16 protein-coding genes are annotated in these 12977 nt (G+C 33.3%); 14 read left to right on the top strand and 2 right to left on the bottom strand.

Annotation, left to right across the window (positions count from 1 at the left end; all coding sequences use genetic code 11):
• The first annotated feature begins 25 nt into the window (after positions 1-25).
• The 10 genes from QE431_RS05440 to uvrB all read left to right on the top strand — a co-directional run bounded on the left by QE431_RS05440 (position 26) and on the right by uvrB (position 7588).
• Positions 26-853, top strand: coding sequence for a DUF4249 domain-containing protein (locus QE431_RS05440; protein WP_134140647.1), 828 nt, complete (start codon positions 26-28; stop codon positions 851-853).
• Positions 854-856: 3 nt separating this feature from the next.
• Positions 857-1339: a GyrI-like domain-containing protein gene (locus QE431_RS05435; RefSeq protein WP_307293538.1), complete on the top strand. Its 483-nt coding sequence runs from the start codon at positions 857-859 to the stop codon at positions 1337-1339.
• Between the two features lies 1 nt (position 1340).
• Positions 1341-1781: a DinB family protein gene (locus QE431_RS05430; RefSeq protein WP_307293535.1), complete on the top strand. Its 441-nt coding sequence runs from the start codon at positions 1341-1343 to the stop codon at positions 1779-1781.
• A gap of 130 nt (positions 1782-1911) precedes the next feature.
• Positions 1912-2574: a thiamine diphosphokinase gene (locus tag QE431_RS05425; protein ID WP_057119210.1), complete on the top strand. Its 663-nt coding sequence runs from the start codon at positions 1912-1914 to the stop codon at positions 2572-2574.
• Positions 2575-2651: 77 nt separating this feature from the next.
• Positions 2652-3602, top strand: coding sequence for a 23S rRNA (adenine(1618)-N(6))-methyltransferase RlmF (gene rlmF / locus QE431_RS05420; protein WP_307293533.1), 951 nt, complete (start codon positions 2652-2654; stop codon positions 3600-3602).
• A gap of 57 nt (positions 3603-3659) precedes the next feature.
• Positions 3660-3890, top strand: coding sequence for a hypothetical protein (locus QE431_RS05415; RefSeq protein WP_057119215.1), 231 nt, complete (start codon positions 3660-3662; stop codon positions 3888-3890).
• 40 nt (positions 3891-3930) lie between these two features.
• A complete protein-coding gene (locus QE431_RS22505) occupies positions 3931-4176 on the top strand; it encodes a type II toxin-antitoxin system RelE/ParE family toxin (RefSeq protein WP_373428951.1) in 246 nt (81 codons plus the stop codon).
• Positions 4177-4290: 114 nt separating this feature from the next.
• The gene (locus QE431_RS05410; protein ID WP_134140639.1) at positions 4291-4527 is read left to right on the top strand and encodes a uroporphyrinogen decarboxylase; all 237 of its coding nucleotides are present in this window, start codon (positions 4291-4293) and stop codon (positions 4525-4527) included.
• Positions 4528-4610: 83 nt separating this feature from the next.
• Positions 4611-5549, top strand: coding sequence for an alpha/beta fold hydrolase (locus QE431_RS05405; protein WP_307293531.1), 939 nt, complete (start codon positions 4611-4613; stop codon positions 5547-5549).
• A gap of 47 nt (positions 5550-5596) precedes the next feature.
• Positions 5597-7588 (top strand): excinuclease ABC subunit UvrB, encoded by a 1992-nt coding sequence (gene uvrB, locus QE431_RS05400; RefSeq protein WP_307293529.1) that lies wholly within the window; start codon positions 5597-5599, stop codon positions 7586-7588.
• Here uvrB and QE431_RS05395 read toward each other — a convergent pair.
• Positions 7585-7986 carry a TerB family tellurite resistance protein gene (locus QE431_RS05395; RefSeq protein WP_307293526.1) on the bottom strand — a complete coding sequence of 134 codons (402 nt, stop codon included), beginning with the start codon at positions 7984-7986 and terminating at the stop codon, positions 7585-7587. The two genes, uvrB and QE431_RS05395, sit on opposite strands and share 4 nt — an antisense overlap.
• A gap of 57 nt (positions 7987-8043) precedes the next feature.
• Here QE431_RS05395 and QE431_RS05390 point away from each other — a divergent pair, with 57 nt between their 5' ends.
• The 4 genes from QE431_RS05390 to QE431_RS05375 all read left to right on the top strand — a co-directional run bounded on the left by QE431_RS05390 (position 8044) and on the right by QE431_RS05375 (position 11487).
• The gene (locus QE431_RS05390; protein ID WP_307293523.1) at positions 8044-8841 is read left to right on the top strand and encodes an alpha/beta hydrolase; all 798 of its coding nucleotides are present in this window, start codon (positions 8044-8046) and stop codon (positions 8839-8841) included.
• A gap of 21 nt (positions 8842-8862) precedes the next feature.
• Positions 8863-9873 (top strand): dipeptide epimerase, encoded by a 1011-nt coding sequence (locus QE431_RS05385; protein ID WP_307293520.1) that lies wholly within the window; start codon positions 8863-8865, stop codon positions 9871-9873.
• Between the two features lie 2 nt (positions 9874-9875).
• Positions 9876-10910 (top strand): aminotransferase class I/II-fold pyridoxal phosphate-dependent enzyme, encoded by a 1035-nt coding sequence (locus QE431_RS05380; protein WP_307293519.1) that lies wholly within the window; start codon positions 9876-9878, stop codon positions 10908-10910.
• A gap of 112 nt (positions 10911-11022) precedes the next feature.
• Positions 11023-11487, top strand: a complete 465-nt coding sequence (locus tag QE431_RS05375; RefSeq protein ID WP_307293517.1) for a DUF1456 family protein — start codon at positions 11023-11025, stop codon at positions 11485-11487.
• A gap of 206 nt (positions 11488-11693) precedes the next feature.
• Here the strand turns inward: QE431_RS05375 and sucC are convergent, their stop codons facing one another.
• A complete protein-coding gene (gene sucC / locus QE431_RS05370) occupies positions 11694-12887 on the bottom strand; it encodes an ADP-forming succinate--CoA ligase subunit beta (protein ID WP_057119874.1) in 1194 nt (397 codons plus the stop codon).
• Positions 12888-12977 lie beyond the last annotated feature (90 nt).

Genomic DNA, 12977 nt, shown 5'->3' with positions numbered 1-12977 from the left:
CTGTCAAAGAAATAAAAGATATATTATGAAAAAAGCAACCTTATTAATCGTGTTTTTTATATCATTCTTCTTCGCAAGTTGTGAAGAAGTGGTTGATGTTGATTTAGATACAGCGCCTCCAAAATTAGTAATAGAAGCTGCCATTAATTGGGAAAAAGGCACAACAGGAAATGAACAGACAATAAGATTGACCACAACAACTGGTTATTTTGAAAACACAATTCCAACGGTTTCTGGTGCAATTGTCTATATAACAAATAGTCATAACGAACAATTTAATTTTATAGAAGTTAAAAAAACCGGCCAATATGTATGTATTAATTTCAAGCCAGTTATCGACGAACAATACACGTTAACTGTAATTAGCAGAGGCAGTAGATATATCGCAAATGAAACCTTAAAATCAGTAGCCCCCATTACCCGAATAGATCAAAATAATGAAGGCGGTTTTACAGGAAAAGATATTGAAATAAAAGCGTTTTATAATGATCCTGCCGATGCAGATAATTATTATTTATACAAATATGTTTACCCTAATAAAGTCAAATCAACTTACTATGTAGATGAGGATAAATTTTTCAACGGTAATGAATTTTTCAGTCTTTCTGATGATGATGATTTAGAAATTGGAAATGAAATTGAAATCACACATTCTGGAATCTCAAAACAATACTTTAATTATATGAGTATTTTAGTAAGTATTGCTGGTAGTAATTTTGGAGGACCATTTCAATCTCCTCCGGCAACTGTAAAAGGAAATATTGTCAATGTAACTACTAAAGAAAATTATCCTTTAGGCTATTTTTCACTTTGCGAAACGTACACAGTCAAGTATAAAATAACTTCAAAATAAAAAATGGAAGTACAAATTAAAACCTTAGCCGAAAAAAAACTTATCGGTCATTCTATTGAAATGTCTTTCATAGAAAATAAAACATTTCAATTGTGGAGTGGTTTTATGCCCAAAAGAAAAGAAATAAAAAATGTAGTAAATTCTAATTTATATTCTTTAGAAGTTTATCCTAAAAATCATTTTGATAATTTTGATCCTAATGACAATTTTCAAAAATGGGCGGCTGTAGAAGTATCAGATTTTGATGATCATCCTACACCAATGAAAACACTAATTGTGCCAAGTGGGTTATATGCCGTTTTTCTTCATTTAGGACCAGCAGCAGAAGCGCATAAAACCTATCATTATATTTTCACAGAATGGCTTCCAAACTCCGAATATGTTGTAGACGAGAGACCTCATTTTGCTGTTATGGATGAAAAGTATAAAAAAGATGATCCCGATTCTGAAGAAAAAATCTGGATTCCCATAAAAAACAGAAATTGATATGCTAATCGAAACACTAAAAATACTTTTCAATAGAGATTTAAATAAACTCAAATTTGAAATTGAATCGTATGAATATGAAAATCAAATGTGGACTATTAATAACGACATTTCTAATTCTGGCGGTAATCTCTGTCTTCATTTAATTGGCAATTTGAATACTTACATTGGAGCAGAAATTGGAAAAACAGGATACATTAGAAATCGTCCTTTAGAATTTTCATTAAAAGACATTCCAAAATCAGAATTAATTCAGAAAATTGAAAATACTATCATAGTGGTAAATAATGCCCTTGAGGTTTTAACTGAAGAAGATTTGAATGCAATTTATCCACAAATTGTTTTTGAAAAAGAAATGACAACTGGTTTTTTCCTAGTGCATCTTGCTACACATTTAGCCTATCATTTAGGTCAAATTAATTACCATCGAAGATTGATTTGATTTTTATTTTTTTTGCCACAGATTAAAAGAATTAAAGAGATTAATCCTTTTAATCTATGAAATCTGTGGCAAAAAACTAGAAATCTAAAATTCTAAATGTAACTTTAGCACCACATTCAAAAAAAATCACATGTCATCACACCATATAGTTCGAGACGATCAGGAACCTGCTTTAATAATTGCAAATGGAGCCGCCTGCGACCCTGAATTATTAGGACAATTGTTAGAATGGTCTCCACTAGTTATCGTTTTAGATTCTGCTATCGAAAGAGTGATTGAATTGGGCATAAAAGTCGATGTTCTACTAGGCGATTTTGATCGTGGTTTTGATCCTGAGATTTATAAAACTTCTCAATTTCCTATCGAAATCGTTCATACGCCAGATCAAGACAAAACAGATTTGGAGAAAGCATTTGATTATCTTGTCGATAGAAAAATTCCTGCTGTAAATGTTGTTTGGGCAACTGGCAGACGTGCCGATCATACGATTACCAATCTTACCAATATCGTTCGTTACCGCAATTTACTTAAAATTGTAATTCTCGACGATCATTCGAAAATATTCCTTTTACCATCAAAATTCGAAAAATGGTATACGGCAAAAACTCCAATTTCCCTTATTCCAATTGGAGTTGTAAACGGAATTAATTCCAGCAATTTAAAATACGAATTAAACAACGACACCCTAACAATGGGTTATCGAACTGGGAGCAGTAATTCTGTCGAAAAAGACGGTATTGTAACCATAACACATCGCGAAGGTGATCTGCTTTTGATGGAATGTTTTGATTAGAAGCTGATCCTGCTGTCATTTTCATAATATCTTTTTGTAAAAATGTAATCCCTATCTTTGCATAGAAATAAAGAAAAATGAAAGCAGAAAACAATTCACAAAAAGACAATTTACATCCAAAAAACCTTCATCGTTCAAGATATGATTTTGAACTTCTTATTTCAAATTGTCCCGAATTAAAAGCTTTCGTTTCCATCAACAAGCATGGAATTGAAACTGTAGATTTCAGTAATCCGCTTGCTGTAAAAACTTTAAATAAAGCATTACTACAGACATATTACGATATTCAAAACTGGGATATTCCGAAAAATTACCTTTGTCCGCCAATTCCCGGACGCGCAGATTACATTCATTACATTGCTGATTTATTGGCAGAAACCCATAACAATCAAATCCCACAAACATCCAACATATTAGGTTTAGATATCGGAACAGGTGCAAATCTAATCTATCCGATATTAGGAAAATCGATTTACAATTGGAGTTTTGTAGCAACAGATATTGATCAAAAAGCTATCGAAAACTGCAGTAAAATCATTGAAGCAAATCCAAAACTAATTGAAGCTATAAGTCTGCAGCAGCAAACAGAATCTCGTTTTATATTTAAAAATATTATAACGCCAGAAGATCGATTTACATTTACAATGTGCAATCCGCCTTTTCATGCCTCTGCAGAAGAAGCCAATAAAAGTACCTCTAGAAAAGTTTCCAATCTAAATCCCAAAGAAAAAAGAAACACAAATCCTGTTTTAAATTTCGGAGGTCAAAATGCCGAATTATGGTGTAATGGCGGCGAAATTGGTTTTGTAACCCAAATGATTTACGAAAGTGCCAAATATGCATCGCAGGTTTTATGGTTTACAACCTTGGTTTCTAAAAAAGAAAATCTTTCTTCTATTTATAAAATTCTGAAAAAAGTAAATGCCGTTTCTGTAAAAACAATTGAAATGTCACAAGGGCAAAAAAACAGCCGTATTGTGGCGTGGAGTTTTATAACCGATGCAGATTATAGCACTTGGAAATTTTAAGAATTTCAAAACTCATATATCCTTTTTGTTTTGTAACTTCGATAAAATTATTCAATTATGAACACTCTTCAACTCAAAAATATTCTAATTTCTGAAATCGAAAAAATTGATGACGATACATTTTTATCTGCATTAAAAACAATCTTGGAAAGTCGTAAAACTTTACCTAAAAATTATTCTGAGCGATATAATGAAGATCTAAACACTGCAGAAGAGGAAATTCAAAGTGGAAATTTTTATTCCCACGATGAAATTAAAGATAAAATTGAACAATGGAAAAAGAAATAATTTGGTCAAGAACTGCTCAAAATCAGCTTGAAAAAATTTAATCTTATTTATACAAGAAACCAAAAGTAAAAATATACCTAACAAAGTAATTGACAGCATTTATAATTCCGCTGTTATCTTAAGTACTAATTGGGAAACTTATGAATTGGATGAAATGAAAATTCCTAATGACAAAAATTATCGTGCTTACGAAATTTATAATTATCGAATAACCTATAAAATTACCCCAAAAGAAATTCAGATTTTAAGAATTAGACACACTAGTCAAAATCCTAAAAAAATATAATTTACTTTTTACTTCAAACAAAAAAACATTTTAAACACCTGATTTCCAAAACAAAATCTTGATTATATAATTTGCTTTCGCTACATTTATTGTAAGCAATTTAAAATCAAGATCATGGCAGAATATATTGGTTATCTCGCATCAGTATTTATTGTTGGCGGTTTCATGCTGAAAAACCTTAGAACCATCCGTTTCATTAATATGTTTGGATGCATTTGTTTTGTAATCTATGGCATTTTTTTAATCGACTACCGTGATTTTAGCAAATGGCTTTTACCAGTTATTATTCCTAATGCCATTTTAGCATTTGTCCAAATTTATTATCTCACTTTGAAAGATGATAAATCGTAAAATTATGATACTTTAAAATAAAATTCTGATACACTATTCGCTTACCATACCCGTAACTTTAAGCTAAATTGAATTTTATAACTATGTTGAAACTATATTCTCGTTTGGTAATCGTACTATTTTTAATTACAAGTTGTGCTTCTAAAAAAGCAAAATTTGAAGATTATGTTTTTAAAACCAAAAGCGAAGAGCTGAAATATGAAACCGCTTACGATAAAGCTTTAAAACTCTGGAACATCCCTTATACAGAGGAAAACGTTAAAACAACTTTTGGAACAGCACACGTAGTTATTGCAGGCCCAAAAAACGGGAAAGATTTAGTTTTACTTCACGGAATGGATGCAAGCTCTACCATGTGGTATCCAAACATTCAGGCTTTAGCCAAAAACAACCGTATATATGCTATTGACTTTTTGATGGAACCCGGGAAATCTAACTTAACTGCAAAACCTCTTTCGTCTGAAGAAATTGCGATTTGGTATAACGAAATTTTCGATCATTATAAATTAAAGAAATTTGATATTATCGGAGCTTCTCGAGGCGGTTGGATTGCAACATTATTGGCTACACAAAAACCAAATTCGATTGATAAAATCGTTTTGTTAAGTCCAGCGCAAACTTTTAAATTTATTGATAAAGTTGGAAAAACAACGTCAGCTTTGATGCTGAAATTATTTCCAAGTGAAAAGAAATTTGGCAAAACATTGACCACATTTTCTACGCATCCAGAAAAAATAAGCCAAATCTATAAAAGGCAGTTTTATCTCGCCAACAAATATGCAAAATCAAATTCGAGCATGCTTAAAATGCATCCATTTTCAGATAAAGAATTACAATCAATTCAAAATCCTGTTTTGGTATTAATTGGTGATAGAGACGTAATTAACTCTGACGAAAGTCTAAAAAGAGCACAAAAATATTTAAAAAACAGCCAAACAAAAACTATAAAAGATGCTGGTCATTTTTTATCGATAGACCAATCTAAAATCACCAATGATGCAATCATTAATTTTTTAGAATAGCATTCAAACTTTGTATCTTTACAAAACCAAATTTTCAGCGTAAACACATGAAATTTCAAGTTTCCTCAGAATATAGTCCAAAAGGAGATCAGCCTCAAGCCATACAGAAACTGGCACAAGGTGTAATCGACGGAGAAAAATATCAAACTTTATTGGGAGTTACAGGATCTGGTAAAACATTTACTGTGGCTAATGTAATTGAAGAAGTACAAAGACCTACTCTGGTTTTGGCACATAACAAAACCTTGGCCGCACAATTGTACTCTGAATTCAAGCAGTTTTTCCCAAACAATGCCGTTGAATATTTCGTTTCGTACTACGACTATTATCAGCCGGAAGCTTTTATGCCGGTAACTGGTGTTTTTATTGAAAAAGATTTATCTATCAATGAAGAATTGGAAAAAATGCGTTTGAGCACTACTTCTTCCCTCCTTTCTGGTCGTCGAGATGTTTTAGTAGTTGCCTCAGTTTCTTGTTTGTATGGTATTGGAAACCCTGTCGAATTTAAAAAGAATGTAATTGAGGTAACCAGAGATCAGGTAATTTCGAGAACTAAACTGCTTCACAGTCTGGTACAAAGTTTATACGCCAGAACAGAAGCAGATTTTAATCCTGGAAATTTTAGAATAAAAGGTGACACGGTTGAAGTATATCCAAGTTATGCCGACGACGCTTACAGAATTCACTTTTTTGGAGATGAAATTGAGGAAATTGAATCTTTTGATGTTAAGACTTCACAAGTCATTGAAAAGTTTAAAAGACTGACTATTTACCCAGCTAACATGTTTGTGACTTCTCCAGAAGTACTGCAAGGTGCAATTTGGGAAATTCAGCAGGATTTGGTTAAACAAGTTGATTATTTTAAAGAAATAGGCAAACATTTAGAAGCCAAACGTCTGGAAGAAAGAACCAATTTCGACTTAGAAATGATTCGGGAACTAGGTTACTGTTCTGGAATTGAAAATTATTCTCGTTATCTAGACGGCAGACAGCCTGGAACAAGACCTTTCTGCTTATTGGATTATTTCCCAAGTGATTATTTAATGGTTGTTGACGAAAGTCACGTTACCGTTTCGCAGGTTCATGCGATGTACGGAGGTGACCGCTCGCGTAAGGAAAACTTAGTAGAATATGGTTTCCGTTTACCTGCCGCAATGGACAACCGTCCTTTGAAATTTGAAGAATTTGAAGCTCTTCAAAATCAGGTAATTTACGTTTCTGCAACTCCTGCTGATTATGAATTACAAAAATCAGATGGTATTTATGTTGAACAGATTATTCGCCCGACTGGATTAATAGATCCTGTTATCGAAGTTAGACCAAGTTTAAACCAGATTGATGATTTAATTGAAGAAATTCAGGTTCGATGCGAATTAGACGAAAGGGTTTTAGTAACTACTCTAACCAAAAGAATGGCTGAAGAATTAGCCAAATATTTGACAAAAGTAAGCATTCGCTGTCGTTACATCCACTCTGAAGTCGACACTTTAGAGCGTATCGAAATCATGCAGGATTTGCGTAAAGGTATTTTTGATGTTTTAATTGGAGTAAACTTACTTCGTGAAGGTTTAGATTTACCCGAAGTTTCGCTTGTTGCTATTTTAGATGCCGATAAAGAAGGTTTCTTAAGAAATCACAGATCTTTAACTCAGACTATTGGTCGTGCGGCAAGAAACTTAAACGGAAAAGCAATTTTGTATGCCGATAAAATTACTGCCAGCATGCAGAGAACAATTGACGAAACTGAATATCGAAGAACGAAACAGATTAATTTCAACGTTGAAAATAACATAACTCCTCAGGCTTTAAATAAAAAAATCGAAAGCGCTTTCACCAAAAATCCGTTGGTAGAATACGAATTAGGACATCCTATCCCTGTTGCTGCTGAACCTGAAACAGCTTATTTATCTAAAGGTGAATTGGAAAAAATGATTCGGGAAAAACGTAAAACGATGGAAAAAGCAGCTAAAGAATTAGACTTTTTACAAGCAGCTAAACTGAGAGACGAAATTAAAAAATTACAAGAACAGCTGGCTTAATTATGCTGTTCTTGAAAAACTTGTAAAACAACAGTTGGATTGATAACGGTTTTAGGGGCTTTTTTCATCATTTCCAAAACACGTTTTACAGCAGATGGATTTAGCCCCATTTCTAATGCAATCTGCTGAATTGCTTTGAATTCCCTTTCGTGTAAAACACCATCGCAATGCATTAATAAAGCAAATCTATAAAATTGGTTGATACGCTGCATTTCAGATTTGATAGGAATCGTTTTGGTTTCCTGATGAAATAAATCTTGAAATTCTTCTTCGCTAATACTCAATTCCAAAGCCACAAGTCTTAAAAATTCAAGCTCACGTTTATGCAAATGTCCATCGACAGTAGCGAACATAATCATTTCTAAAAGTAAACTTCTTTTTTCTGCTTCTGTATTCATCAATTTATTATTTTTAGCTAAAATATTGCTTTTAAACAAAAATACAAAACACAGAAAATGAAGAGGATTTTCCTAGCAGTTTTACTTCTATTTGCTCTTATCGGAAAAGCACAAAGTACAGCTTCAAAAAATGTATCGACTTTTACAATTGAGGCTCCTCAACTCCATACTTCAAAAAAAATCTGGATTTATCTTCCTGAAAACTATTCAAAAAATATTCAAAAAAAATACAGTGTTATTTACATGCACGATGCGCAGAATTTATTTGATGCTAAAACTTCTTTTTCTGGAGAATGGAATATCGATGAAAAATTAGACAGCTTAAAAGCTCCCGTAATTGTTGTGGGAATTGAACATGGAAATGAAAAACGCATCGATGAACTTACTCCGTTTAAAAACGAAAAATACGGCGGCGGAAACGCTGATAATTATCTGGAATTTATTGTAAAAACGCTAAAACCGCATATCGACAAGAATTACAGAACCAAAACAAAACCTAAAAACACCATTCTTTTCGGAAGTTCGTTGGGCGGTTTAGTTTCTTATTACGGTGCTTTGAAATATCCAGACGTTTTTGGCAAAGCAGGTGTTTTTTCTCCCTCTTTTTGGTTTTCTAATGATATTTATACTTTCACAGAAAAACAATCCAAAATCAAAACTAAAATTTATTTTCTGTCCGGTGATAAAGAAAGTGACGATATGGTAAAAGATTTAACTAAAATGAAACGTTTACTAGATACCAAACGTTGTTACTGCCTCCATCTGGACAAAACCAAAATTGTAAAAAATGGTGAACACAATGAAAAACTTTGGCGCGATCATTTTGCTGAAGCTTTAATTTGGCTGGGTTATTAATAAAAAAATACTTTTATAAAAATGAAATTAATTTTAAGAGAATACAATCTCAAACTAAAACATACTTTCACGATTTCAAGAGAATCAATTGATTTTCAGCCTTCGCTAATTGTAGAATTACAAAGCGATGGTTTTTCTGGTTTTGGAGAAGCAACTTCTAATCCGTATTACAATACAACGGTTCCGATGATGATGCAGGATTTAGAAAAAATTAGAAACATTATTGAAAGTACAGAAAATGAAACTCCGGAGGTATTTTGGGCAAAAATCCATCCATATTTAAAAGATGACATGTTTGCTTTGTGCGCTTTAGATTTGGCTTATAATGATTTGTATGCCAGAAAAAAAGGTAAAAAGTTATACGAATTATGGAACTACACAACCGAAAGAAACCCGATGACAGATTATACTATCGGAATTGCTTCTATCGACAAAATGGTTTCAAAAATGCAGGAACTTCCTTGGCCGATTTATAAAATTAAACTCGGAACAAAAGAAGATATTGAAATTGTAAAAGAACTACGAAAACATACCAATGCCGTTTTTAGAATTGATGCCAACTGCGGCTGGGGAGTTGAGGAAACAATCAACAATGCGGTTGAATTAAAAAAACTAGGGGTCGAATTTCTAGAACAGCCCATGAAAGCTGATAATTGGGAAGGACATAAAGAAGTTTTTAAACATTCTGTTCTTCCTGTAATTGCAGACGAAAGTTGTATTATTGAAGAAGATGTTGCAAAGTGCTTCAATCATTTTCATGGCGTGAACGTTAAATTGGTAAAATGCGGCGGCCTAACTCCTGGAAAACGCATGATCGAAGAAGCTAAAAAATTGGGATTAAAAACCATGGTAGGCTGCATGACCGAATCTACTGTTGGAATTTCTGCAATCGCACATTTACTGCCTCAATTGGATTATGTGGATATGGATGGCGCACTTCTTTTGGCTGAAGATATTGCAACCGGCGTCACTATAAAAGACGGTGTTGTAAGTTATTCTGATCTTAACGGAACTGGAGTTACACTTTTATAAAAATGATAGTCGAACAATTTCCAGATCGAATTATTGAAATTGACCAAGAACAATATTTGTACTTTGGCGGAACTGCCTATTTAGGATTACCAACAAACAAAGAATTTCAAGATTTAGTAATCCACAACATTCGCAATTGGGGAACTACATACGGAAGCTCCAGAACTGCCAATGTCAAATTAAGAGCTTATGATAGCGGTGAAAAGTTTCTAGCATCGCATATTGGATCAGAAAATGCTGTCACGGTTTCCTCAGGAATGCTGGCTGGAAAATTGGTCATAGATTTAATGAAAAAACAAACGGATTGTTTCTTTCATTTTAATGATACACATGCTGCAATTAGAATTGAAAACAGTCTTTCCTTATTTGAAAATGGTAAATTAAATGATCGATTACTGAATCCGAAATCTGAAAAAATAACGATTCTAACGGATGGAGTTCCTTCTTTTGAAACAAAACCTGTTGATTTCTCTTTCTTGAAAGAAATCCCCGATCACAAAGAAATCACACTAATTGTTGATGAATCCCATTCTTTCGGAATTATTGGAAAAAATGGCTCAGGAATTTTCAATTCAATTCAATATCCAATTAAAAGAAAAATCATGGTTTCTTCTTTGGGGAAAGCTTTTGGTTTAACCGGAGGTCTTATTGCAGCCGATGCTGCCACTATCAACCAAATAAAAGAAATGGAAGTTTTTACAAGCGCAGCGGGAATGAATCCTGCTTTTGTTCAGACTATTTCTGATGCTTCCGAAATTTATGCTAAGCAGCATCAAAAACTTAGAGATAACTTAAGTTACTTAGATTCGATTTTAAACGAAAGCATCAATATTAAATTTGATAAAAACTATCCTTTAATTTATCTTCTATCAAATGATTTAGTAGAAAAACTAAAACAGGAAAAGATAATTATTGCCAGTTTTAAATACACAAAAGATGCCGAACCTCTCAATCGTATTGTAGTTACCGCTAATCATCTTAAAGAAGATTTGGACAAATTGGCTGGCATTTTAAATGAATTTAATTCTCAATTTTAATCATTTTAAAAAAACTACCTTTGCAAAAAATAAATAATGAGTTTAACTTGGAGTAAAGATTGGAAAAACTTAAATCCTAAAACTTGAAACAAAAAAACCTGAAACAAAAATTATGACAAATAACGATATACTTAAAAAACTTCGCGTGGCTTTGATGCTCCGTGATGATCAAATAGTTGAAATTTTAGAATTGGTAGATTTTAGAATTACAAAATCAGAATTAGGTGCTTTTTTTAGAGCAGAAGATCACCCAAATTACATGGAATGCGGCGATCAGGTTTTGCGTAATTTCTTAAACGGATTGGTAATTCATTTAAGAGGAACGAAAGAAAACCCTAAAAACCCAAATGACGTTTTGGCGAAACATAAGGCTGAAATTCCGAAGAAGGAAACGTCTAAAGAAAGACCAGAATTTAAAGCAGCTCCAAAAGATTCAGAAAAATACAGAGGAGATCAAAGTTCTTCAAAGTCAGGTTCATCAGCTGGAAAACCTAAAAAGAAAGCATTCCCAAAAGGAAATGGAAAACCAGTTGTTGTAGAAAAAGTAGTTTTCAAAAACGGTAAGAATAAAAAATAATTAATAACTGTTAAAGTTTAACAGCAAAGGGCACAAGGATTTACGCTAAGTTCGCAAAGTTTTTATTGATAAAGCTTTGCGAACTTTGCGGTTATATTAAATCCTATAAATAAAAAAAACTTTGCGCTCATTGCGGTTAAATTACCCACAAAAAAATCCCTCCGAATATCGAAGGGATTTTCTATATAAATTGATTTCTTATTTGATTAAGAAAGTGCAGCTTTAACTTGATCAGCAGCTTCTTGGAATTGAACTGCAGATAAGATTGGCATACCAGAGTTGTCGATTAATTCTTTTGCAATTTCAGCATTTGTTCCTTGCAAACGAACAATAATTGGCACATTGATAGCGTCTCCCATGTTTTTGTAAGCATCAACAACACCTTGAGCAACACGGTCACAACGAACGATTCCTCCGAAGATGTTAATCAAAATAGCTTTTACGTTTGGATCTTTCAAGATAATTCTGAAAGCTGTTTCAACACGTTTAGCATCAGCAGTTCCACCAACGTCAAGGAAGTTAGCAGGCTCAAAGCCAGCGTATTTAATTAAGTCCATAGTTGCCATTGCAAGACCGGCTCCGTTTACCATACATCCTACAGTACCGTCAAGGTCAACATAGTTTAGACCAACTTCTTTAGCTTCAACTTCAATTGGATTCTCCTCACGGATATCTCTCATTTCAGCATATTTAGGTTGTCTGTATAAAGCGTTATCGTCGATATTTACTTTAGCATCAACAGCTAAGATTTTGTTATCAGAAGTTTTTAAAACTGGGTTGATTTCAAACATAGAAGCATCAGAACCAATGTAAGCATTGTATAATGCATCGATGAATTTCACCATTTCTTTGAAAGCATTTCCAGAAAGACCTAAGTTGAAAGCAACTCTTCTAGCTTGGAAACCTTGTAATCCAACAGCTGGATCGATTTCTTCAGTAAAGATTAAGTGCGGCGTGTGCTCAGCAACTTCTTCGATATCCATTCCACCTTCAGTAGAATACATAATCATGTTGCGTCCTGTACCTCTATTCAATAAAACAGAAACATAAAATTCAGAAGTTTCGCTTTCACCTGGATAGTAAACATCTTCTGCAACTAATATTTTGTTTACTTTTTTACCTTCAGGCGGAGTCTGAGGCGTGATCAATTGCATTCCGATGATTTGTTCTGCTAACTCTTCAACTTGTTGTAAGTTTTTTGCCAGCTTAACTCCACCACCTTTTCCACGACCACCTGCGTGAATTTGCGCTTTTATTACATGCCATCCTGTACCAGTTTCGGCAGTTAATTGTTTTGCAGCAGCTACAGCTTCAACCGCATTGTTAGCCACAATTCCGCGTTGTACGCGTACTCCGTAACTCGCTAAAATTTCTTTTCCTTGATATTCGTGTATGTTCATAATATAGAATTTGTCTGGTTCTGAATTTATTTCAGAATAAAAGTGCGACAAAAGTAACAAAATACAACTTAATAGTAAAATCTTTTTCAA

This window comes from Flavobacterium sp. SORGH_AS_0622, assembly GCF_030818825.1.
Classification (GTDB): Bacteria; Bacteroidota; Bacteroidia; order Flavobacteriales; family Flavobacteriaceae; genus Flavobacterium.
This window is presented reverse-complemented; position numbering and strand designations above follow the sequence as displayed.

Bases quoted from the DNA above. Each gene is read 5' to 3' on its own strand.
- QE431_RS05440 (WP_134140647.1), top strand. From the start codon at position 26: ATGAAAAAAGCAACCTTATTAATCGTGTTTTTTATATCATTCTTCTTC.
- QE431_RS05435 (WP_307293538.1), top strand. From the start codon at position 857: ATGGAAGTACAAATTAAAACCTTAGCCGAAAAAAAACTTATCGGTCAT.
- QE431_RS05430 (WP_307293535.1), top strand. From the start codon at position 1,341: ATGCTAATCGAAACACTAAAAATACTTTTCAATAGAGATTTAAATAAA.
- QE431_RS05425 (WP_057119210.1), top strand. From the start codon at position 1,912: ATGTCATCACACCATATAGTTCGAGACGATCAGGAACCTGCTTTAATA.
- rlmF (WP_307293533.1), top strand. From the start codon at position 2,652: ATGAAAGCAGAAAACAATTCACAAAAAGACAATTTACATCCAAAAAAC.
- QE431_RS05415 (WP_057119215.1), top strand. From the start codon at position 3,660: ATGAACACTCTTCAACTCAAAAATATTCTAATTTCTGAAATCGAAAAA.
- QE431_RS05410 (WP_134140639.1), top strand. From the start codon at position 4,291: ATGGCAGAATATATTGGTTATCTCGCATCAGTATTTATTGTTGGCGGT.
- QE431_RS05405 (WP_307293531.1), top strand. From the start codon at position 4,611: ATGTTGAAACTATATTCTCGTTTGGTAATCGTACTATTTTTAATTACA.
- uvrB (WP_307293529.1), top strand. From the start codon at position 5,597: ATGAAATTTCAAGTTTCCTCAGAATATAGTCCAAAAGGAGATCAGCCT.
- QE431_RS05395 (WP_307293526.1), bottom strand. From the start codon at position 7,986: ATGAATACAGAAGCAGAAAAAAGAAGTTTACTTTTAGAAATGATTATG.
- QE431_RS05390 (WP_307293523.1), top strand. From the start codon at position 8,044: ATGAAGAGGATTTTCCTAGCAGTTTTACTTCTATTTGCTCTTATCGGA.
- QE431_RS05385 (WP_307293520.1), top strand. From the start codon at position 8,863: ATGAAATTAATTTTAAGAGAATACAATCTCAAACTAAAACATACTTTC.
- QE431_RS05380 (WP_307293519.1), top strand. From the start codon at position 9,876: ATGATAGTCGAACAATTTCCAGATCGAATTATTGAAATTGACCAAGAA.
- QE431_RS05375 (WP_307293517.1), top strand. From the start codon at position 11,023: ATGACAAATAACGATATACTTAAAAAACTTCGCGTGGCTTTGATGCTC.
- sucC (WP_057119874.1), bottom strand. From the start codon at position 12,887: ATGAACATACACGAATATCAAGGAAAAGAAATTTTAGCGAGTTACGGA.